Raw genomic sequence first — 23,069 nt, 5'->3', positions numbered from 1 at the left:
CCGGGCGGTCTGCGATCAGAACTTGTAGCCGAAGCCCGCCAGGATGGTCTTGCCGTACTCGAAGTACTTCAGCGGACGCGATTCCGAATCGACGCTCTCGGTCGAACGGGCCGGTTCGTCGCCGATATTGCTGACCTGCAGGTACAGCGACAGGCCCTTGAGCGTGCCGTCGTTGAAGTCGTAGTTCACCTGCGCGTCCTGGACCTTCTCGCCCTGGAAGTCCTCGTAGCCCAGGTCGGCGCCGAAGCCGCGGGATTCGCCGCGGTACTTGCTGCGGCTGCGCTGGCTGAAGCGGATCGAGAAGCCGCCGCGCTCGTAGTAGGCGGTCGCGCTGGACACGTACTTGGACCAGCCCGGCAGGCGCTCGCTGGTGCCGGGGCCGTTCGGTGAGATGCTGGTATCGGTGACCGAGTAGCTGCCGAGCACGCCGAAGCCGTTCAGGCCGCTCCAGATCAAGTCCAATGGCACCGAGAACGACAACTCGTAGCCGCGCAGCGTGCCGCCTTCGCCGTTGAACTCGCCCTTCAGGTAACCGTTGGTTCCGCTCGGGTAAATGACCTGGCCAGGTGCCTGCGGTGGCAGGGCATAGCCGGCGAAGTCGAACGGACGGGTGTCCGTGTAGATGTAGTTGAGCAGATCCTTGTAGAAGTAGGCCGCGCCGAGGAAGCCGGTGTTGCCCGCTTCGGTGGTGAAGTACTTCTCCAGGCTCAGGTCATAGGCGTTGGCCAGCCAAGGTTTGAGCTTCGGGTTGCCACCCTCGCCGCACCAGACCGGCTCGGTGAGCGAGATGTTGTGGCAGATGGGGCTCATCGGGATGTTCACGTCGACACTGGCGCGCATGGCGTCCATGCGCGGACGCTGCATCTGCCGCGATGCGCCGACGCGGATGTAGTACTCGTCGGGGAAGCCGAACGACAGGTTCAGGCTCGGCAGGAGGTTGCTGTAGGTGGCGCCGGAAACACCGGTGTCGCCGACATCGCTGCCTTCGACCGTGTTGATGCCGCTGGAGCTCTGGTCGGTCCGCACCCATTGCACGCCGACGTTGCCGCGCAGTACCACGTGCTGGCCGAGGTCGGTGTTGATGTTGGCCTGCGCGTAGACGGTGTCCACCGTTTCGCGGATCGACCAGTTCTTGGCGGCGATGTCCGAGTGGTTCTTCCGGACCAGCTGATAGGTGCCGTTGCGCAGCAGGGTTTCGGCGTCGAACATCGCCAGACCGTCGATACCGCCGAAGCTGAATCCGGTCGGCTGGCCCGGGAACGGCGCGCTGGCACCGACCACGCAGTCGGCCGGTGAGGCTGGATCGACCTGCAGGCACAGCTTGTACTCCAGCGACGACTTCTCCTTCTTGCGGATGGTCTCGTTGGCGCCGAAGGAGATGCTCTCGATGAAGCCGGAGTCGAAGCTGCGGCTCAGGTCGATGCGACCGGCGGTGATGCGGTCCTCGACCTGGAAGTTCTTCAGATAGCCGTCCTGCGACCAGTTGCCGGCATCGATCATCTGCAGCTGATCGGGGTCGTTGAAGCTGGTGTCGAAGGCGAAGCGGTTGAAACCGCCCGGGTCCACGGTCGCGCGCAGGGTGGCGGTGCCGTCGCCCCGCAGGCCGGCGTAGGTCTCCAGGAAGTCCATGTCGCGGTCGACGCGCGAAGTCGAGAGGTCCTGGCTCAGGGTCCAGTGCTCGCCCAGCTGCCACTTGTTGTTCCAGCCCAGCGAGAACAGGCGATCGTCGAGCGGGTTGGAGTCGGCACGCAGCACCGGCTTGACGTTGGTCCAGGTGCTGTCGGTGATGGTGCCGTTGCCGTTGACCGTATAGCCGGGCTGCAGCACGCCCTGGCCCCAGGCGGTGCCGAATTCGACGCCGGACTTGACTTCGCTCCTGCGGAACTTGGAATAGAACAGATCCAGCGAGGTCTCGTAGATGTCGCTCGGCCTGTACTGCAGGGTCAGCATCGCGCCGTCGCGCTTGTTGTTGTTGTCGAACTTGTAGATCTTGCCGCCGCCGACCACGGTGGTGCCGTTGGGGCCATCCGCATAGCCCAGGATTCGTTCTGGAAACCGGGCTGCGGGCTGTCGATGTGGGCGTAGCCGAACGCGATGCCCAGCGTGTTGTCGAGGAACTGGTCGATGTAGGAGAAGCTGTAGCGATTGCCGCTTTCCTTCAGGTCGTCGATCTTGTTCTGCTCGTAGCGAGCGTTGACCGCCAGCACGCGCTCGGAGAAATCCAGTGGGCGCGCGGTGCGCAGGTCGACAGTGCCGGACAGGCCCTGGCCGACCAGCGAGGCATCCGGGGTCTTGTAGACCACGGCCGCGCTGAGCAGTTCGGAGGGATACTGGTCGAACTCGACGCCGCGATTGTCGCTGGTGTTGGCCTGCTCGCGCCCGTTCAGGGTGGTGCCGGCGAAGTCGCCGGACAGGCCGCGGATGTGGATCTGGGCGGCACGGCCGCGCTCGCGATGGGCGGTCAGGCCGGGCAGGCGCGCGATCGAGTCGGCGATGGAGGCGTCGGGCAACTTGCCGATGTCCTCGGCGGACACGGCCTCGACGATCGAGGTCGATTCGCGCTTGGTGTCGAGCGACTTCTCGATGCCGCCACGGATACCGGTGACGACGACGCTGTCGAGCGTGGTGGCGTCGGGCGCCGGGCTGGTGTCCTGGTCATTGGCAGGCTCGGCAACGGATTGCGCCTGTACGCCCGTCGCCATCAGCGCGGTTGCCGAGGCCAGCGCCACGCTGAGCATGTTTCGCCTGAGTTGCAACATCTTCCCCTCCACACGGTTGGTGTTGGCCTCGGTGGGCTGAACGTCTGCGCGCTCTTGGCTCCGGAAGGCCATGAATTACGCCCCGCGTGCTGTTGCAGACAGCACCGGATTGGTGGCGTGAAGCGATAGTAGACGCGGGTGCAACTGCACAAACGGCACTGCAAACGTATTCACGAGGGCTGCAGACGTTTGCAGGGGAGCGGTGGGGCTTTCGCGGTGGCGGCTGCATGGAATAGTGGCATCGCCATGGCAATGCACGAATGTGTGGGAGGGCGCGGATGAGAATGCGAACGGCTTCGAACGCTGTCGTGAACATGCTGCGATGGGCACTGCTGTCGGGCTGCGTCGGGGCCGCGGCGACGGCGTCGGCCGGCGACCTGCATGTGCCGTCGCCGGACTGGCGCGACCAGGTGGTCTACTTCGCGATGATCGACCGTTTCGATGACGGCGATCCATCCAACAACGATCAGGGCGTGGGCGAGTACGACCCGGCCGACAACAGCCGTTACAGCGGCGGCGACCTGCGTGGGCTGACGCGACGGCTCGACTACATCCAGGGCCTCGGCGCGACCGCGCTGTGGATCACTCCGCCGGTCGCCAACCAGTGGCTGAATCCGGACCGCAGCTACGGCGGCTACCATGGCTACTGGGCCAGCGATCTTTCCGCCATCGATGCCCACTACGGCACCCTGGACGACTACCGCGCGCTGTCGCGCGCGCTGCACGGCCGTGGCATGTACCTGATCCAGGACGTGGTGGTGAACCACACCGGCGACTGGATCGGCTGCGGGGATGCAGTCGATCCCGACGACAATGCCTCCATCGCCGAGCATTGCCGTCTGCGCGGCGATGCCCAGGGCCGCAGCGCACCGGTGCAGCCGCCGTTCGATCGCAACGATCCGCAGGATCCGGCCGATCGCGAGGCCGCGATCTACCACTTCACCCCGCCGATCGCCGATTACAGCAACCGCCGGCAGGAGCTGGACTACGCGCTGGCCGACCTCGACGACCTGAACACGGAGAACCCGGTGGTCCGCCGCGCATTGCGCAAGGCGTACGGCGACTGGATCCGCGAGGCCGGCGTGGATGCGTTCCGCATCGATACCGCCTTCCATGTACCGGCGGAATTCTTCAACGATTTCCTGCATGCCGACGACCCCGAGGCGCCCGGCATGACCCGCGTCGCCGCCGAGACCGGCCGCGCCGATTTCCTCTCGTTCGGCGAGGGCTTCGGCAGCGACAAGCCGTTCGGCGATGCCCAGGCACGCAAGCTCGACGCCTACATGCGCACGCCAGGCGGGCTGCCGTCGATGATCAACTTCCCGCTGTACGGCACGTTGGGAGACGTGTTCGCGCGCGGGCGGCCGGCGGCCGAACTGCGGCATCGGGTCGAGTCGATGATGACGCTGCACGCCGACCCGTGGCGCATGCCCAGCTTCATCGACAACCACGACGTCGACCGCTTCCTTGCCAGTAGCAGCGAGGCCGGGCTGAAGCAGGCGCTGCTGGCGATGCTGACCCTGCCCGGGATTCCGGTCGTCTACTCCGGCACCGAACAGGGGTTCCGCGAGCAGCGGCGGGCGATGTTCGCGAGCGGCTTCGGCAGCGGTGGCCGCGACCATTTCGACACCGAGGCACCGTTGTATCGCTATCTGCGCGATGCAATCGCACTGCGGCGTGGCAATGCGGTGCTTTCGCGAGGCACGCCGGTGGTGCTCGCCGCCAATCCGGCTCGTGCCGGCGCGATTGCGTGGCGCACGGACGGGAAAGAAGAAACCGCTCTCGTCATCCTCAACAGCGCCGGCCACGAAGTACTGCTTGACGACCTCGATACCGGCCTGCCCGCAGGCACCCGCCTGCAGGGCCTGTTCGCGATCGATGCCGCGCCCCGCGATCTTGTCGTCGGCGAAGCCGGCCGCCTGACCCTGGTGTTGCCGCCGCATAGTGGCGAGGTATGGCGGGTGGCAGATACCGGTGTGCGGTCCGGACGAAAGCCGTCATCCCGGAGGGCGCTGTCACCCCCACGCAGGCGGGATGCCATGGACGCTGAGCCACTTCTGCAAGGAGGAGCCATGGATGCCCGCCTGCGCGGGCACGACGGTGACGGGGTGGCCGTGGTCGGGAGCGACTTCGAAGCCCACGGTACCGCACCCGGCACTGAATCCATCCGCCTCGTCATCGACGGCGACCTCGGCAACGCGCAGACCATCGCCATCGACGAAGCCGGACACTGGCAGGCGCGGCTGCGCGCCGACGACATGATCGACCCGGCCATCGAGCACCGCGTGGTCGCCTACGACCCTGGCAGTGGCAGGACCAGTCCCGCGCAGCTGTTCCGCGTCGCGCTCGACTGGCGGCTGGCGGCCGACATCACCGATCCGCAGGACGACGACACCGGCCCGACCGGCACCTACACCTATCCGACCGGCCCCGGCTGGCGCGAACATCGGCCAGCCGATATCGAGCGCCTGCGCGTCTGGACCGCCGGCGCTGCGCTGCGCTTCGAGCTGACGATGCGCAGCCTAAGCACCGCGTGGCACCCGGCCAGCGGTTTCGACCACGTCGCGATCACCGCCTTCCTGCAGCTGCCGGAAGCGGACGGTGCGCGGGTGATGCCGCAGCAGCACGCCGAACTGCCCGACGGCATGCGCTGGCACCGCCGCCTGCGCGCGCATGGCTGGTCGAATGCCCTGTTCTCGCACGAAGGCGCGAGTGCCGACGTCGAAGGCACGCCGGTCACCCCGGTCGCCGACATCGCCGTCGACCACGATGCGCGCACGATCGCCTTCACCTTGCCGGCCGGCGCCCTCGGCCACCCGACCACGCTGGCCGGCGCGCGGCTGCATGTCACCACCTGGGACTACGACGGCGGTTATCGACCACTCGCGCCCGAGGCCGGCGCCACCACCTTCGGCGGCGGCGAGGCGGATGGGGCGCGGGTGATGGACGAAGTCAGCGCAGCGCTCAAGTAGCCCGGGCAAGGCCGCAGCCCGCACCCGGGGTCAGGGTGTCGCGAATCCCCGAGTGCGACTTCGCCTTGCCCGGACGACGTGGCTTCAATCGCACAGGGTGGGCACAAACGTGCCCACCAGAACGGCCTTGGGTGGTGGCGCCTGCCTCTCAATCCTCAACGTGCGACGAAACGGATCGCCTGACCGCCGCCGGCGGCGAGTTTCAGCGTCAGCACATCGGCGCTGGTGACTTCGCGCTGCTCGCGGGCGAATGCGAACGGCTTGTCCTGCCAATGCGCGCCGTCGCCGTCGCGGTAGATCTGCGCGGTGTAGGTCCGGCCCGGGTCGAGGAACGACAGCGGCACCTGCAGCAGGCGGCCGTGTTCGTCGGTGAGGCTGCCCAGGTACCAGTCTTCGCTGTTGCGGTCCTTGCGGGCGAAGGTCACGTAGTCGCCGATCTCGCCATCGAGCACGCGGGTCTCGGCCCAGTCGGCCGGCACGTCCTTGATGAACTGGAACGCCTCCATGTGCCTGGCGTAATTCTCTGGCAGGTCGGCGGCCATCTGCAGCGGGCAGTACAGCACCACGTACAGGGCGAGCTGTTTGGCCAGCGTGGTCTGGATCGCCTGGCCGCGGCCCTGCAGGCTGAGGATGCCGGGGGTGAAGTCCATCGGGCCGGACAGCATGCGGGTGAATACCAGGTTGGTCTCGTGCTCGGGCGGGTTGGTCGGATTGCCCCAGGCGGCGTATTCCATGCCGCGCGCGCCCTCGCGCGAGACCCAGTTCGGGTAGGTGCGGCGCAGGCCGGTGTCCTTGATCGGCTCGTGGGCGTTGATCGCGACCTTGTGGCGGGCGGCGGCCTCGAGCACGCGCTGGTGGTGGTTGCTGTTCCACTGGCCGTCATGCCATTCGCGCGCGACGGTTCCGTCATCGAGTCGCCGCTCGATCCCTCCGGCGTCGCAGACGTAGCCGGTCTTGACCGAGTCGATGCCCAGGCGTGCGTTCATCGCGAACGCGGCTTCCATCTGCTCTTCGTAGTGGCTGACCGCGCAGGCGGTCTCGTGGTGGCCGACCAGGCGCACGCCTTTCGACGTGGCGTAGGCCGAAAGCGCCTCGATATCGAAGTCGGGCGTGGCGCGGGTGAAGTCGAAGTCGTAGCCGTTGCCGAACCAGTCACCGTCCCAGCCCGGGTTCCAGCCTTCCACCAGCACGCCGCGGAAACCGTGCTCGGCGGCGAAGTCGATGTAGCGCTTTGTGTTCTTCGTCGTCGCACCGTGCTTGCGGCCAGTGGCCCAGGTCTCGGTGTCCAGGTGCAGCGACCACCAGATGCCGATGTACTTGGCCGGTTCGAACCAGCTGACATCGCCGAGCCTGTTGGGCTCGTTGAGGTTGAGGATCAGGTCGGATGAGGCGTACAGCGCGGCGGCGCTGTCGGTGATCTGCAAGGTCCGCCACGGGGTGTGGAACGGGGCGTTGCGGCGCACCTTCCAGCCTTCGGATGCCGGGGCCAGCTGGGCGCGGAAGCGGCGACCCTCGGTGCGGCGCAGCCACATGCCGGCGTAGTCGACCAGCGCGGCCTCGTGGAAGGCGATGTGCAGGCCGTCGTCGGTACGCACCGTCATCGGCGTGTGCGCCTGGGTGACCTGTTCGACCGGGGTGCGATCGTACAGGTACTCGTAGCGGTTCCACTCGCCGGCCGGGATCCACCACGCGGTCGCCGGCGTGGCGAGGGCGAACTCGGTCAGTTCGTCGTCGATGATGACCTCGTCGAGATTCGGCTGTTCGGGGAGTTCGTAGCGGAAGCCGAGGCCGTCGTCGAACACGCGCACGAGCACGTCGAAGCTGCGATTCGGCGCGATGGTTTCGGTGAAGCGCGCGCGCAGTTCGTTGTGGTGGTCGCGGACGAAACGGCTTTCGCCCCAGGGCTGTTCCCAGGTTTCGTCATGGCTGCGCGTTGTTTGCGAGGACAGGGCGAGGTTGCGTTCGAGCTTTTCGGCGCCGCGAAGCTGGAAACCGAGCCGGGAATCGTCGATCACCGGTTCGCCGAAGCGCAGCACGCGGTAGGCGAGGCGGCCTTCGGTGATATCGAGTTCGACCGCCAGCACCTTGCCGGGCGATTCGACCCGGGCGACGGTTTCGGCGTTTGCGGTGAAGACGGCAAGGCCGAGGATGGGCAGGAGGGCGATGTGCCTGAACAGGTGCATGATGGTTTCCTGTTGTCGTGGTTTGTCGCCATCCCGAGCACGGCGAACAATCTGCTTTTGGAGCCTTGCAGTGGGCCGCAGCCGGGCATGGCTTTGCAGGACACGCCGTAAACCCGTCCTTGGGGGCTCATCCGAAACATCCATGTTTCGGAAGGACCTGCAAAGCCATGCCCGGCTGCGGCTGGACCGTTGGCCGGAAAGCCGATCCCTTGCCATGCTTGGGATGACGGAACATGTTCATGTCATTCGATCAGTTGGCTGACTTCTCGATCACGTAGACCGCGGTGGTGCGGGCCGGGATATTGAATCGGCCTGTCGCGGGATCGAACACGGCCTCGCGTGCACGCGGATCGGTGCCGTCGCGCAGCACCGGGTGCAGCACGTAGTCCTTGCCGGTTTCGTCCTGCAGAAGTAGCGATTGGGGTTGCGACGATACGTTGACCAGGTACATCACCTCATCGAACTCGGCACCGGAATAGCCGCGGCCATCGAGGTGGCCGGCGATCACCGCCGGGTTCTGCTCCGGACCGGTGTTGGGGAAGCGCAGCCGTTGCTGCACTGCGTCGGCGCTGCGCAGGCGGAACAGGGATGAGCCGGCGCGGATGCGCAGCAGGTCGAGGAAGGCGTCGCGGACGAAGCCGATCTGCTCCGGGCCGGGTCGGATGCCGGGTTCGTGCAGCAGCGGGCGCATCCACTCCCAGTCCTCGCGGTTGTCGTGCGCGGGCGGCAGACCGGTGCCGAAGAAGTTGTCGCGGCCGGTCCAGTCGACGCGATTGAACCAGTCGCCGGAGTCGTAGCTGTTGCGGTCCAGCGATTTGGAGCGCAGCAGTTCGCCGCCGGCATGGAAGTAGGCCACGCCCTGGCTGAAGGTGTTCAATGCCAGCGCCAGCAACTGCACCCGCGCACGCTCGTCGGCGGGGGTATCAGGCGGCAGCTTGATCGCGTTGATGTCGAACAGGGTCTGGTTGTCGTGGTTCTCGACGTAGTTGACCGCTTCGCCGGGCTGCGCGGCGTAACCGGCCGGCTGGCCCTTGTAGTCGATGGCCGACAGCGGCTTCTCGATGCCGTCGGCGGCGAGCATGCGGTAGTCGCGCAGGGTGCCGGCGAGGCCGGCGCGGACCAGGTCGGCGGCATGCAGCAAAACTTCGTGATCGTCGCTCTCTGCGAGGCCGTTGACGTAGCCGGGCGTGCGCAGCGCCTCGCCGCGGTCGGCCGGGCCGCCGCCGCGGATCGCGTCGCGGGCACGGTCGCTGAAGGTGGCGATGCCCGAATCCTGCAGCGACAGCTGCGAGGCCTGCACGAAGCGCGCGCCGTCGACCACCTCGCCGAAGTTCCAGCCCTCGCCGAGAAGCTGCACGTGACGACCGGCGGCGGCATCGACCGCAGCCTGCAGTCGCTCCATCGCTTCGCGCGGCTGATGGCCCATCAGGTCGAAGCGGAACGAGTCGATCCGGTAGTGCTTCGCCCACAGCACGGCCGAGTCGATCATCAGCCGCGCCATCATCATGTGCTCGGTGGCGGTGTTGTCGCAGCAGGTCGACTGCTCGACCACGCCGTCGGCGTCGAGGCGGTGGTAGTAGCCCGGGACGATGCGGTCGAGCACCGAACGCGGGTCCTGGCCGGAGGCGCTGGTGTGGTTGTAGACCACGTCCATGCCCACGCGCAGGCCGGCCGCATGCAGGGCCTGCACCATCGTGCGGAACTCGCGCACCCGCACCGCGGCGTCATCGGCATCGCTGGCGAAGCTGCCTTCCGGCGCGTTGAAGTGGAACGGGTCGTAGCCCCAGTTGAAGCAGTCGCGGTCGGCGACCGCCATCACCGCCGCCTGCTGCGCCTCGCTGTCGGGCGCGGCATCAGGCACGTCCGGGACGACACAGTCCGTCTCCGGCACCGTGGCGAGGTCGAATACCGGCAGCAGGTGGATGTCGCTGATGCCGGCCCCGGCCAGTGCGCGCAGGTGGCGCATGCCATCGCTGCCGGTATCGGTGAAGGCGAGGTACTTGCCGCGGTGCTGTTCCGGCACGGTTGCATCGTCGCGCGAGAAGTCGCGTACGTGCAGCTCGTAGACCGCCATGTCGGTCATTGCCGCCAACGGTTCCGGGCGCGGCGCGCCGTCCCAGCCTGCGGGCTTCAGCGCTGGATCGTCGAGATCGATGATGAAGCTGCGCTTCGAGTTGGCCGACAGGCTAACCGAGTAGGGATCGGTGACGCGGTTACGCACCATGCCGGTGCCGGGTACAAACACGTCGACCAGGTACGTGTAGTAGTTGCCGCTCAGGTCGTTCTCGAAATCGACCGACCACATGCCGGTCGCCTCGTCGCGTTGGAGTGGGACGGTTTCGCGGGCGGGTGTGCCGGCGTCGGCGTGCAGGCAGGCGCTCACCGCCTTCGCGGTCGGCGCCCACAGCCGCAGCGAAGTTGCGCCATCCGCAAGCTCCGGACCGAGCGCAGGTCCGATGCCGGCAGCGGCGTATAGATCGTCGAGTACGCCCGGATGCTGCAAATCGGTGACGGCAAGCACGTGACCATCGGCGTCCTCGTGTACCAGACGCAGCTGGCCACGCAGCAGTTCACGCAAGGTGGCATCGTCGGCCTGCAGTCGCAGCCGCACGCCCTCGCCGATGAAGGCGAAGCGTTCGGCCAGTGCCGACGGTAGCGGATCGGTGTCGACGGACAGCGGCAGCGAGCCGTCGGCGCCGGTGACGGCCGTGCCCGGTTCGGTGACCAGCTGTCCGCTGGCGGAGTGGTAGAGGCGGAAGCGTCCGCCTCCGACTGCCTGCCCCGGCCACTGCAGGCGCTGGCGGTCAAGCCAGTGGCTCTTTGCGGGAAGGGTCGGCGAGGCGGCTGCCCGTAGCACGCGGGCGTGGGTATCGCCATCGCAATCGGCCAGGGGGGCGGCACAGGCGGGCAGGCTGGCGAGCAGGAGCGCTGCAAACAAGGGAGCGCGGTTCATCGTGGACCTCCCTTTTCCGGTTCAGCCGAGCCGGGCGAAATAGACGCCGCGGCCCGGCAGTTTCAGTTCACCGCCCACGACCTTGCCGGTGAGCAGACCGTGGTCGTCCAGCGCAGTCGGCGGCCGCCCTTCGGGAAACGTGCTTGCCGGAAGCGGCCAGTCGACCGCGGTGGTCGAGAGGTTGAACACGACCAGCAGGCGGTCATCGCCGTTGCCGCGGGTGAAGGCCAGCACCGGCTCGCGGGTGTCGAGGAACGCGATGTCGCCGTGTACCAGCGCCGGCAGCGTCTTGCGCCAGCGCAGGAAGCGGCGGGTGGTGTTGAGCACCGAGTTCGGATCCGTTTCCTGCGCCTGCACGCTGCGTGCGCGGTGCTCGGACGGGATCGGCAGCCACGGCGTGCCGTCGCTGAAACCGGTGTTGGGCGCGTCCGACCATGGCAGTGGCGTGCGGCAGCCGTCGCGGCCCTTGAAGTTCGGCCAGAACGAGATGCCGTACGGATCCTGCAGCGCTTCGAACGGCACCTCGGCCTCGGTCAGGCCCAGCTCCTCGCCCTGGTACAGGCAGACCGAGCCGCGCAACGAACAGACCAGCGCGACCAGTTGCGCGGCCAGCGCGTCGGAGGCCTCGTCGCCGCCCCAGCGGCTGACCGCGCGTTCGACGTCGTGGTTGGAGATCGCCCAGCACGGCCAGCCGTGCGGCATCTTCGATTCCAGGTTCTCGACCGTACCTCGGATGTAATCGACGCTGAAGTCGTCGGTCAGCAGCTCGAAGCTGTAGCCCATGTGCAGGCGCTGGTCGCCGACGTACTCGGCCATCGTCGCCAGCGAGTCCTCCGACGAGAACTCGCCCAGCGCGGCCACGTCGGGGTAGCGGTCCATCAGCCCGCGCAGTTCTTCCATGAAGCCCAACGTCTCGGGCTGGGTATTGTTGTAGTAGTGGTACTGGTAGGCGTACGGGTTGTCGGCGCTGAAGCCGCGACCGACGCGCAGGTGCGGTGGCTTGGGTGGGTTGTCGCGCAACTGGGCGTCGTGATAGCAGAAGTTGATCGCATCCAGGCGCAGGCCGTCGACGCCACGGTCGAGCCAGAACGCGACGTTGTCGAGCGTGGCCGCGCGCACGTCGTCGCAATGGAAGTTCAGGTCTGGCTGCGAGGTCAGGAAGTTGTGCAGGTAGTACTGTTCGCGGCGCGGCTCCCATTGCCAGGCGACGCCGCCGAAGATCGACAGCCAGTTGTTCGGCGGCGTGCCGTCGTCGCGTGCATCGGCCCACACATACCAGTCGGCCTTGGCGTTGTCGCGGCTCTCTCGGCTTTCCTGGAACCAGGCGTGCTCGATCGAAGTGTGGCTGAGCACCTGGTCGATCATCACCTTGATGCCGAGCGAGTGCGCCTTGGCCAGCACGCGGTCGAAGTCCTCGATCGTGCCGAACAGCGGGTCGACGTCGCGGTAGTCGGCGATGTCGTAGCCGAAGTCGGCCATTGGCGACTTGAAGAATGGCGATATCCAGATCGCGTCGACGCCGAGGCTGGCGATGTAGTCCAGCTTCTCGACGATGCCCGGCAGGTCGCCGACACCATCACCGTTGGTGTCGCGAAAACTGCGCGGATAGACCTGGTAGATCACCGCGCCGTGCCACCATGAAGCCGTCTTCATTCCATTCCCACCCGAACCGTTTCGGGTTGCCACTATTCCATGCTCAGGACCCGCTGGGGCAGGCAAAAGGTCATGGCGGACGGTGAATACGTTTGCACGGTTCCATGTTGCAGTGCGATGCCTGACTAGCATGCGCGCCATGCCTTTGCCGGACGTGGCGGATCGAGTCCTGCGCGTCCAGCTGTCGTCGTCCCGGCGAAAGCCGGGGCTCATTCTGATTCGCGGCTGTATCGGGATGGCCTGAAATGCAACATGGGTCCCGGCTTTTGCCGGGACGACGGAACTGGAACCAATGAAGGGGAACGAATGAATCCAGCACCATCGACGGCGTCGACCACCACAATGTCGACGACCGCCAAGCCCGCACTCACGTTCTGGCAGATCTGGAACATGTGCTTCGGCTTCCTCGGCATCCAGTTCGGCTTCGCGTTGCAGAACGCCAACGTCAGCCGCATCTTCCAGACCCTGGGCGCGGACATGGACCTGGTGCCGGGCCTGTGGATCGCCGCGCCACTGACCGGCCTGCTGGTGCAGCCGGTGATCGGCTACATGTCCGATCGCACCTGGGGCCGCTTCGGACGCCGCCGGCCGTACTTCCTGGTCGGCGCGATCCTCGCTTCGCTGGCCCTGTTCGTAATGCCCAACTCGCCGCTGCTGTGGGTCGCCGCCGGTACCCTGTGGGTGCTCGATGCCTCGATCAACATCGCGATGGAGCCGTTCCGCGCCTTCGTTGGCGATCAGCTGCCACCACGGCAGCGGCCGACCGGTTATGCGATGCAGAGCTTCTTCATCGGTGTCGGCGCGGTGGTTGCGAGCATGCTGCCGTGGTTGCTGGCGCACGCCGGGGTGGCCAATACCGCCGCGCCGGGCGAGGTGCCGGACACGGTGCGCTACGCGTTCTACTTCGGCGGCGCGGTGCTGTTCCTGGCGATCGGCTGGACCGTGCTGCGCACCCGCGAGTATCCGCCCGAGCAGCTGATGGCGTTCGACGACGCGACACCGGTCATCCATGAGCCAACCGCCACCGCGCCCGTGGTTACCGCTACCACCGGCCTGGGCTGGCTGCTGGCTGGCGCGGCCGGGGTCGCCGCGATCGCGTGGTTCGGCTGGGGCCGGATGCTGTATGTGTTGGCCGGCATGCTGCTCGCCTATGGCCTGCTGCTGCAGGTCGCGCGCTTCCTGAAACCGCAACGCATGCTGGCCGTCATCGTCAGCGACATGCGGGTGATGCCGGGGACCATGCGGCGGCTGGCGGTGGTGCAGTTCTTCTCCTGGTTCGCCCTGTTCGCGATGTGGATCTACACCACCGGTGCGGTCACCGAGGTCCATTTCGGCAGCACCGACACCGCTTCGGATGCCTACAACGAAGGCGCCAACTGGGTGGGTGTGCTGTTCGCCGCCTACAACGGCTTCGCCGCGCTGGCCGCGCTCGTGATTCCGCTGATGGTGCGGTGCTGGGGGCTGCGGGTCAGTCACCTGGTCAACGTCAGCCTGGGCGGCCTCGGTCTGCTGTCGTTCCTGTGGTTCCGCGACCCGCACTGGCTGCTGTTGTCGATGCTCGGGGTCGGATTTGCATGGGCCTCGATCCTTTCACTGCCGTATGCACTGCTTTCCGATAGTCTTCCGGCGGACAAGATGGGCATCTACATGGGCATCTTCAATTTCTTCATCGTGATCCCGCAGCTGGTCGCGGCCAGCCTGCTCGGCTTCATGCTCAAGACCTTCCTCGGCGGTGAGCCGATCAATGCGCTGGCGATCGGTGGCGCGAGCATGATCGTCGCCGGCCTGTGCGTGTTGCGCGTGCGTGAGCCGGGGGCGGCGCGATGAGGCCGGTGCTGTCCACCCTGGCCATCGCCCTGGCCCTGCTTGGCGCGGGTTGCGCGCATTCGCCGACCGAGGCTCCGGCGACGCTGCCGGCCGCGACCCTGCGCCCGGCCTATTACGGCACGCTGGAGCCGCTGGCATCCGACGCGGTCTACTTCGTGGTCACCGACCGTTTCGTCAACGGCGACCCGTCCAACGACCACCGCGATCAGGGCGGGCCGGACGCCGCGCGGCGGACCTTCGACCGGCCGGTGCCGGGCGCCGGCGCGAACGGTGCCAACATCGGCTACCTCGGCGGCGATTTCAAAGGCCTGCTCGACAACGCCGGCTACATTGCCGACATGGGTTTCGGCGCGGTCTGGATCACTCCGATCGTCGACAACCCGGACGAAGCTTTCACCGGCGGCGATCCGATCGGTTCGGACGCGTTCTTCAAGGATCGCGGCAAGACCGGCTACCACGGTTACTGGGGCGTCAATTTCTTCGAGCTCGACGAGCATCTGCCGAGCCGCAAGCTGGATTTCGCCGGGTTGACCCGGGGTCTGAGGAAGCACGGGCTCAAGACTGTGCTCGACATCGTCGCCAACCACGGCTCGCCGTCGTACACGATGCCAGAGCCCCAGCCCGGGTTCGGGCAGATCTTCGACGCCGACGGCACCCTGATCGCCGATCACCAGAACCTGCACCCGGGCGAACTGGACCCGGAAAACAACCCGCTGCACGCATTCTTCCATGCCGAGCCGGACCTGGCCCAGCTGTCCAACAACGACGACACCAGCCCGGTCGTGCTCGACTACTTCTGCCGGGCCTATCTGAAGTGGGCCGGGCAGGGCGCCGACGCATTCCGCATCGACACCATCCGCCACATGCCGGTCGCATTCTGGAAGTCGTTCAGCGACTGCATCCGTGCCGAGCATCCGGACTTCTTCATGTTCGGGGAGGCCTTCGACTACGCGGCCGAGAACATAGCCCCGTTCACCTGGCCGGAGAACGGCGGCGTCAGCGTGCTCGACTTTCCACTCAAGGAGCGCATCGACGCGGTGTTCAGTGTGAAGCAGCACGATGATGGGAAGCACGGCTACGAGCACATCGTCGATGCGCTGTATCTGACCGGCGGCCCGTACCACAACCCGTACGAGCTGATGACCTTCTACGACAACCACGACATGCCGCGCATGGATGCGAGCGACGAAGGCTTCATCGACGCGCACAACTTCCTGTTCACCGCGCGCGGCATCCCGGTCATCTACTACGGCTCGGAGGTCGGCTTCATGCGCGGCACCGGCGAGCATGCCGGCAACCGCAACTACTTCGGCCAGCCGCGCGTCAACGCCGCCGAGGGCCACCCGATCCATGCCGCGCTGCGTCGCATCGCCAAGGTGCGCGAGGCCACGCCGGCGCTGCAGCGCGGACTGCAATTGAACGTGGAGATGGCCGGCGACCGTGCGGTGTTCTATCGCGTGCTGCAGGAAGGCGGCTTCGCGCAGATCGCGCTGGTCATGCTCAACAAGGGCGACGCGCCAGCGGCCTTCGAGGTCGAACGCTGGCTGCAGCCGGGCGAATGGCGTGCCGCGATTTCCGGTGACCGGCAGGTAGTGGAAGACAGCGGCACGCTGCAGGCGACCGTGCCCGCGCATGGCGTCGAGGTCTGGCTGCTCAATGCCCCGGTCCGCCGCGCCGACCTGCGCGCGGCGCTGGACGAGGCGATGGCGGAGCGGATCGGCGGGCCGAAGAACTAGCGACTCTATCTACCCTGCGGAGCTGGAAGCGAGCGGTTACTCCGCCCCGGTCGAGCGCCGCACCACCAGTGAAGCCGGCAGGGTGATGCTCCGCACTTCCTCGCCGCGGATCTGCGCGATCAGCGACTCGACCAGCAGCGCGCCGGCCCGCGTGGTGTCCTGGAACACAGTGGTCAGCGCCGGCTGGGCGAAGCGGGCGGCGGGGATGTCGTCGAAGCCGCTGACCACGATGTCCTCGGGCACCCGCCGGCCGCTTTCGGCCAGTGCCCGCATCGCGCCGATCGCGATCAGGTCGCTGGCGGCGAACACCGCATCGAATTCGCCCCCCCGCGCGAGCAGGGTACGGGCGGCGTCGTAGCCGGCCTCCTCGGCGCTGACCGCGTCGACCTGCAGGCCCTCGTCCATGCGCAGGCCGGCTTCGTGCAGGGCGGCGTCGCAGCCGCGGTAACGGTCGAAGAACTCCGGGTAGTGGCTGGAGGCGTCGCCGAGAAAGGCGATCCTGCTGCGGCCGAGGCCGAGCAGGTGTTCGCCGACCAGGCGGCCGCCGTGGAAGTTGTCGCAGCCGATCGAGATGCCCGGCTGGTCCGGCAGCACCGCGCCCCAGCGTACGAAGCGGGTGCCCTGGCCGACCAGGGTTTCCAGCTTGCCGCGGTAGGCCAGGTAGTCGCCGTAGCCGAGCAGGATCAGGCCGTCGGCCTTCATGCTGTCCTCGTAGTCGGCATGCCAGTCGTCGGACAGTTGCTGGAACGAGACCAGCAGGTCGTGGCCGTAGCGGGCGCAGGCGCGGGTGATCGAGCCCAGCATCGACAGGAAGAACGGATTGATGTGCGAGTCGTCCGGGGTCGGGTCCTCGAACAGCAGCAGGGCCAGCGTGCCGGAGCGCTGGGTACGCAGGCTGGAGGCGTGGCGGTCGACCTTGTAGTTGAGCTCGCGCACCGCCTCCTCGACCCGCTTGCGGGTCTCGGCGTTGACCAGCGGGCTGCCGCTGAGCACGCGCGACACGGTGGCCTGGGAGACCCCGGCGCGGTGTGCGATATCGATCGACGTGACCCTGGATCGTCTGCCCATCGGGCCCTCCTCCCATGGACGGAACGTGGAACGGACCCATTCTACCGGGATGCCGGGGGCGGCGGTCCGGAGCATGCGCCAATCGGGTGCAGGAGGCGGCCGGCGCTGCGCAATTGTGGTGCATCTCGCCCGCAGCTGGCGAGCCGACATGTATGAAATCAATGGCTTGCGATGGCTCTTGGGTTGGCATGCCGCTTGCGTACAAGATGGCACATCCACTCAACCGGAAAGGCCGTCAGCACCATGTCGCTCGAAAACGTCGAAAAGCTCATCCGTGACCACAAGGTCGAATTCGTCGACCTGCGCTTCGCCGACATGCGCGGCACCCAGCACCACGTGACCTATCCCCAGTCGATCGTCGACGCCGGCCTGTTCGAGGACGGCAAGATGTTCGACGGTTCCTCGATCAACGGCTGGAAAGGCATCAACGAGTCCGACATGGTGCTGATGCCGGATCCGGCCACCGCCTACCTCGACCCGTTCGCCGCCGACCCGACCCTGGTCATGGTCTGCGACGTGCTCGATCCGTCCACCATGCAGTCCTACTCGCGCGACCCGCGCGGCGTCGCCAAGCGCGCCGAGGCCTACCTCAAGGCCAGCGGCATCGCCGAGCAGGCGTTCTTCGGCCCGGAACCGGAGTTCTTCGTGTTCGATTCGGTCCGCTACGGCAACGAGATGGGCCACACCTTCTTCCACGTCGATTCCGAGGAAGCGCACTGGAACTCGGCGCGCGAGTACGAAGGCGGCAACAGCGGCTATCGCCCGGGCATCAAGGGCGGCTATTTCCCGGTGCCGCCGGTCGACTCGCTGCACGACATCCGCGCCGAGATGTGCAAGACCCTGGAGCAGGTCGGCATCGAGGTCGAGGTGCATCACCACGAGGTCGCCAATGCCGGCCAGTGCGAGATCGGCACCAAGTTCAACTCGCTGGTCAAGAAGGCCGACGAGCTGTTGATGCTCAAGTACATCGTCAAGAACGTGGCCTTCCGCAACGGCAAGACCGCGACCTTCATGCCCAAGCCGATCGTCGGCGACAACGGCAGCGGCATGCACGTGCACCAGTCGCTGGCGAAGGATGGCAAGAACCTGTTCAGCGGCGACGGCTACGGCGGCCTGAGCCAGATGGCGCTGTGGTACATCGGCGGCGTGTTCAAGCACGCGCGCGCGATCAACGCATTCACCAACGCCAGCACCAACAGCTACAAGCGCCTGGTCCCGGGCTTCGAGGCGCCGGTGATGCTGGCCTATTCGGCCCGCAACCGTTCGGCCAGCTGCCGGATCCCGTTCGTGTCCAACCCGAAGGCGCGCCGGATCGAGTTCCGTTTCCCGGATCCGGTGCAGTCGGGCTACCTGACCTTCGCCGCGCTGATGATGGCCGGCCTGGACGGCATCAAGAACCAGATCGACCCCGGCGCGCCGAGCGACAAGGATCTCTACGACCTGCCGCCGGAAGAGGAAAAGGGCATCCCGACCGTGTGCCACAGCCTCGACCAGGCGCTGGAGGCGCTGGACAAGGACCGCGAGTTCCTCAAGGCCGGCGGCGTGTTCTCCGACGACTTCATCGACGGCTATATCGCGCTGAAGATGGACGAAGTCACCCGGTTCCGCGCGGCCACTCACCCGCTCGAGTACCAGATGTACTACGCGAACTGATCGCGTAGCACCCGCGGCGGACCGGACGGCACAAGTCCGGCCGTCGCACGGTGGGGCAAGGGACCCCGCACTACCGCAACGAAAGAAGGACCACAACGGTGGGCGTGCCCGCCGCAGGGCGGCTTTTGCCCTGAATTTGCCTGGAAACAGGATGCGGCGGGGCTTCGAGGCCCTGCCGTACGAGCACGAAAGCAATGACCGGGGAGGGCCATCGCATATGAGGAGCCTGTGTCATGTCGTCTCAGATCAATAGCAGCAAGCGTTGTGTTTCACGCCACCGTGTCGCGACCCATCGCACCGCGGCCGGCCGCATTCTGGCTCCCGTGGTGTCGTGCGTACTGCTGGCCGGCCTCGGGATGGGCCATGCACAGGCCGGTGAGGTATCGGGCGAACTCACCCTGACCAGCGACTACCTGTTCCGCGGCATCACCCAGACCGACGAGAAGCCGGCGATCCAGGGCGGCATCGAGTACACCGACGACAGCGGTTTCTACGTCGGTGCCTGGGGCAGCAGCATCAGCTGGCTGGCCGATTCCGATCCCGACATCTCCAGCCAGGTCGAGCTCGACGTCTATTTCGGTTACGGCGGCGAGTTCGGCGACAGCGGCATCAGCTACGACGTCGGCGCGATCTACTACTGGTACCCGGGCAGTTATCCCTCGGGCTTCAACAAGGCCGACACCGCCGAGCTCTACTTCGGCCTCGAGTGGAACATCCTCTCGCTCACCTATTCGTATGCGTTGACCGACTGGTTCGGCGTCGACGATTCCGATGGCAGCCAGGCGCTGGAACTGGGCACCAGCTGGGAGTTCGCACCGAGCTGGACCCTCGACGGCGCCGTCGGCAAACAGTGGGTGAAGCACGACCCGGCCAGCGACTACGCGTTCTGGTCGGTCGGCGTCGGCAAGAGCTTCGACGGCGGCTTCGATATCGCCTTTGCCTACAACGACAACGACCTGATCGGGCCGGACGAGACCTGGACCCTGTCCGTCACCAAGTCCTTCTGAACACGGCCCGCCCAACCGTCCGCAACATCGCCACGGAGCACGTGCATGAAACTGATCACTGCAATCATCCGGCCGTTCAAGCTCGACGAGGTGCGCGAGGCGCTCACCGAAGTCGGTGTGTCCGGCATCACCGTCACCGAAGTCAAGGGCTTCGGTCGGCAGAAGGGCCACACCGAGCTGTACCGCGGCGCCGAGTACGTCGTCGATTTCCTGCCCAAGTTGAAGGTCGAGTGCGCCGTGCCCGACGCCATGCTCGAACCCGCGCTGGAGGCGCTTCAGTCGGGTGCGAAGACCGGCAAGGTCGGTGACGGCAAGATCTTCGTCAGTCACCTCGAGGCCACGGTGCGTATCCGCACCGGCGAGCTCGACGACGACGCGCTTTGAGGCGGTGGCCATGGACATCCATCGCCACCGCCCGTACGAGCCGTTTCCGCCGTCGCCTCCGCGCAGGCGGGCGACCGGTGACGCCTCATTCGTAGACGCAATCAAGGGGAAAGACGAAATGACCGATTCAAAGACACCTGATCCCCGCCTGCGCGGGGATGACAGTCGCGATACCAGTGCGCTTTCGCCGGCGCAGCGTCGCGCGGTCGATGCGTTCCGCTTCCCGCGACCGCTGGCGGCGTTGTCCGCGCTGCCGGCGCTGGTGGCGCCCGCGCTGGCATCGGCGCAGGAAGTGATCCAGGAGGTGGTCGAGGACGTCGCGCCGATCGTCGACAAGGGCGACATCGCCTGGATGCTGGTCTCGACCTTGCTGGTCGTGCTGATGACCGTGCCCGGTTTGGCCCTGTTCTACGGCGGCCTGGTGCGCGCCAAGAACGTGCTGAGCGTGTTGATGCAGGTGCTGGCGGTGTTCTCGCTGGTGGTGGTGCTGTGGGCGATCTACGGCTATTCGCTGGCCTTCGGCAGCGCGGGCACGATCATCGGCGGCTTCGACAAGCTGTTCCTGTCGGGGGTGACCCCGGACAGCCTGGCGGCCACCTTCACCGATGGCGTGATGCTGCCCGAATACGTGTTCATCGCCTTCCAGGCCACTTTCGCCGGCATCACCGCGGCGCTGGTCGTCGGCGCGTTCGCCGAGCGGATCAAGTTCAGCGCGGTGCTGTTGTTCTCGGTGCTGTGGTTCACCTTCGCCTACCTGCCGATCGCGCACATGGTCTGGGGCGAGGGCGGCTACCTGCTCGACAAGGGCGCGCTGGACTTCGCCGGCGGCACCGTCGTGCACATCAACGCCGGTGTCGCCGGCCTGGTCGGCGCCTGGCTGATCGGCAAGCGCACCGGCTACGGCCGCGAGGCGATCAAGCCGCACAGCCTGACCTTCTGCATGGTCGGCGCCTCGCTGCTGTGGGTGGGCTGGTTCGGCTTCAACGCCGGCTCCAACCTGGAAGCGACCTCGGGTGCCGCGCTGGCCTTCCTCAACACCCTGCTCGCCCCGGCGGCTGCGGCGCTGGCCTGGAGCGCGGTCGAGGCCCTCCTCAAGGGCAAGCCGTCGATGCTCGGCGCGGCTTCGGGCGTGGTCGCCGGCCTGGTCGCGATCACCCCGGCCTGCGGCTCGGTCGGTCCGATGGGCGCGATCGTGATCGGCCTGCTCGCCGGTGCGCTGTGCGTATGGGGCGTGACCGGTCTGAAGAAGTTGCTCAATGCCGACGACTCGCTCGACGTGTTCGGCGTGCACGGCCTGGGCGGCATCATCGGCGCGATCCTGACCGGCGTGTTCACCGCGCCGTCCCTGGGCGGCATCGGTGACGAGGACTTCTCGATCGTCTCGCAGGTGCTGGTCCAGGCCGAGGGCGTGGTGATCACCATCGTCTGGTCCGGCGTTGTCGCCGCGATCGCCTTCGGGCTGGTCAAGCTGGTGGTCGGGCTGCGCGTGCCGGAGGAGTCCGAGCGCGAGGGCCTGGACATCGCCTCGCATGGCGAGTCGGCCTACGAGAGCTGATCGGGACAACGCCCGGCGGCCTGGTGTCGCCGGGCAGGTCCCGGGGGAGACGGACTGGGGCGGCCGCTTTGGCCGCCCCACTTCGTTGCAAGGCCGTTTCCCTGCCAACGCCCAGTTGCGATCGGCATGGGCTCCCGCCCGGATGGTCCCGATGGCGGAATCGCTACGCAGAGCCGGGAGCACGCTCTACCATGGGGGCATGCCGGCCGCCGACCTCACTGAAAGCCCGTTCGACAGTCTGACCACGCCGATCGCCTGGTGCGACGCCTCCGGGGCGGTCGTCGCCTGCAACACGGCGATGTCAGGCTGGCTTGGCGTTGGTGCGAGGCGCCTGCTCGGCTGGCCGATGGCGTCGCTGGACGCCGGCGACGGCCGCCTCGCCGAAGCGTTGAAGCGACCGGCCGAAGAGGGGGCGCCGTTGCGCCTGCGTCGCGCGCGGTTGCGTTTCACCGACCATGACGAATGCTTTGCCGACCTCTGGCTCAGCCGCACCACCGAAGGCGGCTGGCGGATGGAGGCGCATCCGGTCGACGAGTTCCCCGGCGACGACCCGGCCCTGCTGCTGCCATCGGCGCTGTCGGCCTCGCTCAAGGGGCTCGCGCATGAGCTGCGCAACCCGCTGGCGGGGCTGAAGGGTGCCGCACAGCTGCTGTCGCGGCGGGTGGACGATGCCGAATCGCGCGAACTGGTGCGGTTGATCGACGACGAGGTCGCGCGACTGGCCGGCCTGATCGACCAGCTGATGAGTCCATCGCCGCCGCGCCCGCCGGCACCGCTGAACATCCATGCCGTGCTTGAACGCGTGCTGCGCCTGAACGAGAGCGACGCCGGCTGGGCGGTGCGCCTGCTGCGCGACTACGATCCCAGCCTGCCCGAGCTGATGGGCGACGCCGACCGCCTGGTGCAGGCGGTCTGGAACCTGGTCCGCAATGCGATCGAGGCCGGTGCCACCCACGTCACCCTGCGTACCCGTGCCGAGCATGCCGTGCGTATCGGCGAGGAACTGCATCACGTGGCGTTGCGGCTGGAGATCGTCGACGACGGTCGCGGGATTCCCGAAGAACTGGCCGACCGGCTGTTCCTGCCACTGGTTTCAGGACGCGCCGAAGGCAGCGGCCTGGGGTTGGCGTTGGCCCAGCAGGTCGCGCGCGAACACCGTGGCTCACTGGCCTACCGCTCGCGTCCTGGCCACACAGTGTTCACCCTGCTGTTGCCGATGTCGGCGGTAGAGTAGTTGTCAGTTGACGATTGTTGCTGGCGCACATGGGTCGGACAATCGGCATTGGAAACCCGGGACCACCAACCACCAACCACCAACC

13 protein-coding genes and 2 pseudogenes are annotated in these 23,069 nt (G+C 67.0%); 9 read left to right on the top strand and 6 right to left on the bottom strand.

All coding sequences use genetic code 11. From position 1 onward, the window contains the following. Positions 1-15 precede the first annotated feature (15 nt). Both FKV23_RS16035 and FKV23_RS16030 read right to left on the bottom strand, forming a co-directional pair. Positions 16-2,007 carry a TonB-dependent receptor gene (locus FKV23_RS16035; RefSeq protein ID WP_167285328.1) on the bottom strand — a complete coding sequence of 664 codons (1,992 nt, stop codon included), beginning with the start codon at positions 2,005-2,007 and terminating at the stop codon, positions 16-18. Further along, positions 1,944-2,759 carry a TonB-dependent receptor plug domain-containing protein gene (locus FKV23_RS16030; protein WP_167285326.1) on the bottom strand — a complete coding sequence of 272 codons (816 nt, stop codon included), beginning with the start codon at positions 2,757-2,759 and terminating at the stop codon, positions 1,944-1,946. The genes FKV23_RS16035 and FKV23_RS16030 overlap by 64 nt, the downstream gene beginning before the upstream one ends. Positions 2,760-3,073: 314 nt before the next feature. Between FKV23_RS16030 and FKV23_RS16025 the strand changes: the two genes are divergently transcribed. Beyond that, positions 3,074-5,731: an alpha-amylase family glycosyl hydrolase gene (locus FKV23_RS16025; RefSeq protein WP_244244198.1), complete on the top strand. Its 2,658-nt coding sequence runs from the start codon at positions 3,074-3,076 to the stop codon at positions 5,729-5,731. 155 nt (positions 5,732-5,886) lie between these two features. Here FKV23_RS16025 and FKV23_RS16020 read toward each other — a convergent pair whose 3' ends face one another. The 3 genes from FKV23_RS16020 to FKV23_RS16010 all read right to left on the bottom strand — a co-directional run bounded on the left by FKV23_RS16020 (position 5,887) and on the right by FKV23_RS16010 (position 12,520). Then, complete coding sequence (locus FKV23_RS16020; protein WP_141624764.1) at positions 5,887-7,914, bottom strand: glycoside hydrolase family 97 protein; 2,028 nt, start codon at positions 7,912-7,914, stop codon at positions 5,887-5,889. A 250-nt stretch (positions 7,915-8,164) separates the two neighbouring features. Beyond that, positions 8,165-10,867, bottom strand: coding sequence for an alpha-1,6-glucosidase domain-containing protein (locus FKV23_RS16015; protein WP_141624763.1), 2,703 nt, complete (start codon positions 10,865-10,867; stop codon positions 8,165-8,167). A 21-nt stretch (positions 10,868-10,888) separates the two neighbouring features. Then, a complete protein-coding gene (locus FKV23_RS16010) occupies positions 10,889-12,520 on the bottom strand; it encodes an alpha-glucosidase family protein (RefSeq protein WP_141624762.1) in 1,632 nt (543 codons plus the stop codon). Between the two features lie 342 nt (positions 12,521-12,862). On the opposite strand from FKV23_RS16010, the pseudogene FKV23_RS17875 reads away from it, so the two are divergent. From FKV23_RS17875 to FKV23_RS16000, 3 genes and pseudogenes are all read left to right on the top strand, one after another. Further along, positions 12,863-13,523: pseudogene (locus FKV23_RS17875) on the top strand (MFS transporter); the annotation flags it as partial. 77 nt (positions 13,524-13,600) lie between these two features. After that, positions 13,601-14,347: pseudogene (locus FKV23_RS17870) on the top strand (MFS transporter); the annotation flags it as partial. Beyond that, positions 14,344-16,083 carry an alpha-amylase family glycosyl hydrolase gene (locus FKV23_RS16000; protein WP_141624760.1) on the top strand — a complete coding sequence of 580 codons (1,740 nt, stop codon included), beginning with the start codon at positions 14,344-14,346 and terminating at the stop codon, positions 16,081-16,083. The pseudogene FKV23_RS17870 and the gene FKV23_RS16000, both read left to right, overlap by 4 nt. Positions 16,084-16,119: 36 nt before the next feature. On the opposite strand, the gene FKV23_RS15995 is transcribed toward FKV23_RS16000, so the two are convergent. Further along, complete coding sequence (locus tag FKV23_RS15995) at positions 16,120-17,151, bottom strand: LacI family DNA-binding transcriptional regulator (RefSeq protein ID WP_141624759.1); 1,032 nt, start codon at positions 17,149-17,151, stop codon at positions 16,120-16,122. A gap of 243 nt (positions 17,152-17,394) precedes the next feature. Between FKV23_RS15995 and glnA the strand changes: the two genes are divergently transcribed. From glnA to FKV23_RS15970, 5 genes are all read left to right on the top strand, one after another. Further along, positions 17,395-18,804: a type I glutamate--ammonia ligase gene (gene glnA, locus FKV23_RS15990; protein ID WP_141624758.1), complete on the top strand. Its 1,410-nt coding sequence runs from the start codon at positions 17,395-17,397 to the stop codon at positions 18,802-18,804. A 233-nt stretch (positions 18,805-19,037) separates the two neighbouring features. Next, positions 19,038-19,811 (top strand): TorF family putative porin, encoded by a 774-nt coding sequence (locus FKV23_RS15985; RefSeq protein ID WP_141624757.1) that lies wholly within the window; start codon positions 19,038-19,040, stop codon positions 19,809-19,811. A gap of 45 nt (positions 19,812-19,856) precedes the next feature. Next, entirely contained in the window at positions 19,857-20,195 is a 339-nt protein-coding gene (locus FKV23_RS15980; RefSeq protein WP_141624756.1) for a P-II family nitrogen regulator, read from the top strand. A gap of 118 nt (positions 20,196-20,313) precedes the next feature. Further along, positions 20,314-21,750 carry an ammonium transporter gene (locus FKV23_RS15975; RefSeq protein WP_141624755.1) on the top strand — a complete coding sequence of 479 codons (1,437 nt, stop codon included), beginning with the start codon at positions 20,314-20,316 and terminating at the stop codon, positions 21,748-21,750. A gap of 199 nt (positions 21,751-21,949) precedes the next feature. After that, positions 21,950-22,984 carry a two-component system sensor histidine kinase NtrB gene (locus FKV23_RS15970; protein ID WP_141624754.1) on the top strand — a complete coding sequence of 345 codons (1,035 nt, stop codon included), beginning with the start codon at positions 21,950-21,952 and terminating at the stop codon, positions 22,982-22,984. Positions 22,985-23,069: the final 85 nt, after the last annotated feature.

This window comes from Lysobacter alkalisoli (genome assembly GCF_006547045.1).
GTDB classification, from domain to species: domain Bacteria; phylum Pseudomonadota; class Gammaproteobacteria; order Xanthomonadales; family Xanthomonadaceae; genus Marilutibacter; species Marilutibacter alkalisoli.
The sequence above is the reverse complement of the archived record's forward strand: the minus strand, read 5'-3'. Positions and strand labels throughout refer to the sequence as shown.

Bases quoted from the DNA above. Each gene is read 5' to 3' on its own strand.
- FKV23_RS15970 (WP_141624754.1), top strand. From the start codon at position 21,950: ATGCCGGCCGCCGACCTCACTGAAAGCCCGTTCGACAGTCTGACCACG.
- FKV23_RS15980 (WP_141624756.1), top strand. From the start codon at position 19,857: ATGAAACTGATCACTGCAATCATCCGGCCGTTCAAGCTCGACGAGGTG.
- FKV23_RS15975 (WP_141624755.1), top strand. From the start codon at position 20,314: ATGACCGATTCAAAGACACCTGATCCCCGCCTGCGCGGGGATGACAGT.
- glnA (WP_141624758.1), top strand. From the start codon at position 17,395: ATGTCGCTCGAAAACGTCGAAAAGCTCATCCGTGACCACAAGGTCGAA.
- FKV23_RS16020 (WP_141624764.1), bottom strand. From the start codon at position 7,914: ATGCACCTGTTCAGGCACATCGCCCTCCTGCCCATCCTCGGCCTTGCC.
- FKV23_RS16010 (WP_141624762.1), bottom strand. From the start codon at position 12,520: ATGAAGACGGCTTCATGGTGGCACGGCGCGGTGATCTACCAGGTCTAT.
- FKV23_RS16025 (WP_244244198.1), top strand. From the start codon at position 3,074: ATGCTGCGATGGGCACTGCTGTCGGGCTGCGTCGGGGCCGCGGCGACG.
- FKV23_RS15995 (WP_141624759.1), bottom strand. From the start codon at position 17,151: ATGGGCAGACGATCCAGGGTCACGTCGATCGATATCGCACACCGCGCC.
- FKV23_RS16000 (WP_141624760.1), top strand. From the start codon at position 14,344: ATGAGGCCGGTGCTGTCCACCCTGGCCATCGCCCTGGCCCTGCTTGGC.
- FKV23_RS16030 (WP_167285326.1), bottom strand. From the start codon at position 2,759: ATGTTGCAACTCAGGCGAAACATGCTCAGCGTGGCGCTGGCCTCGGCA.
- FKV23_RS15985 (WP_141624757.1), top strand. From the start codon at position 19,038: ATGTCGTCTCAGATCAATAGCAGCAAGCGTTGTGTTTCACGCCACCGT.
- FKV23_RS16015 (WP_141624763.1), bottom strand. From the start codon at position 10,867: ATGAACCGCGCTCCCTTGTTTGCAGCGCTCCTGCTCGCCAGCCTGCCC.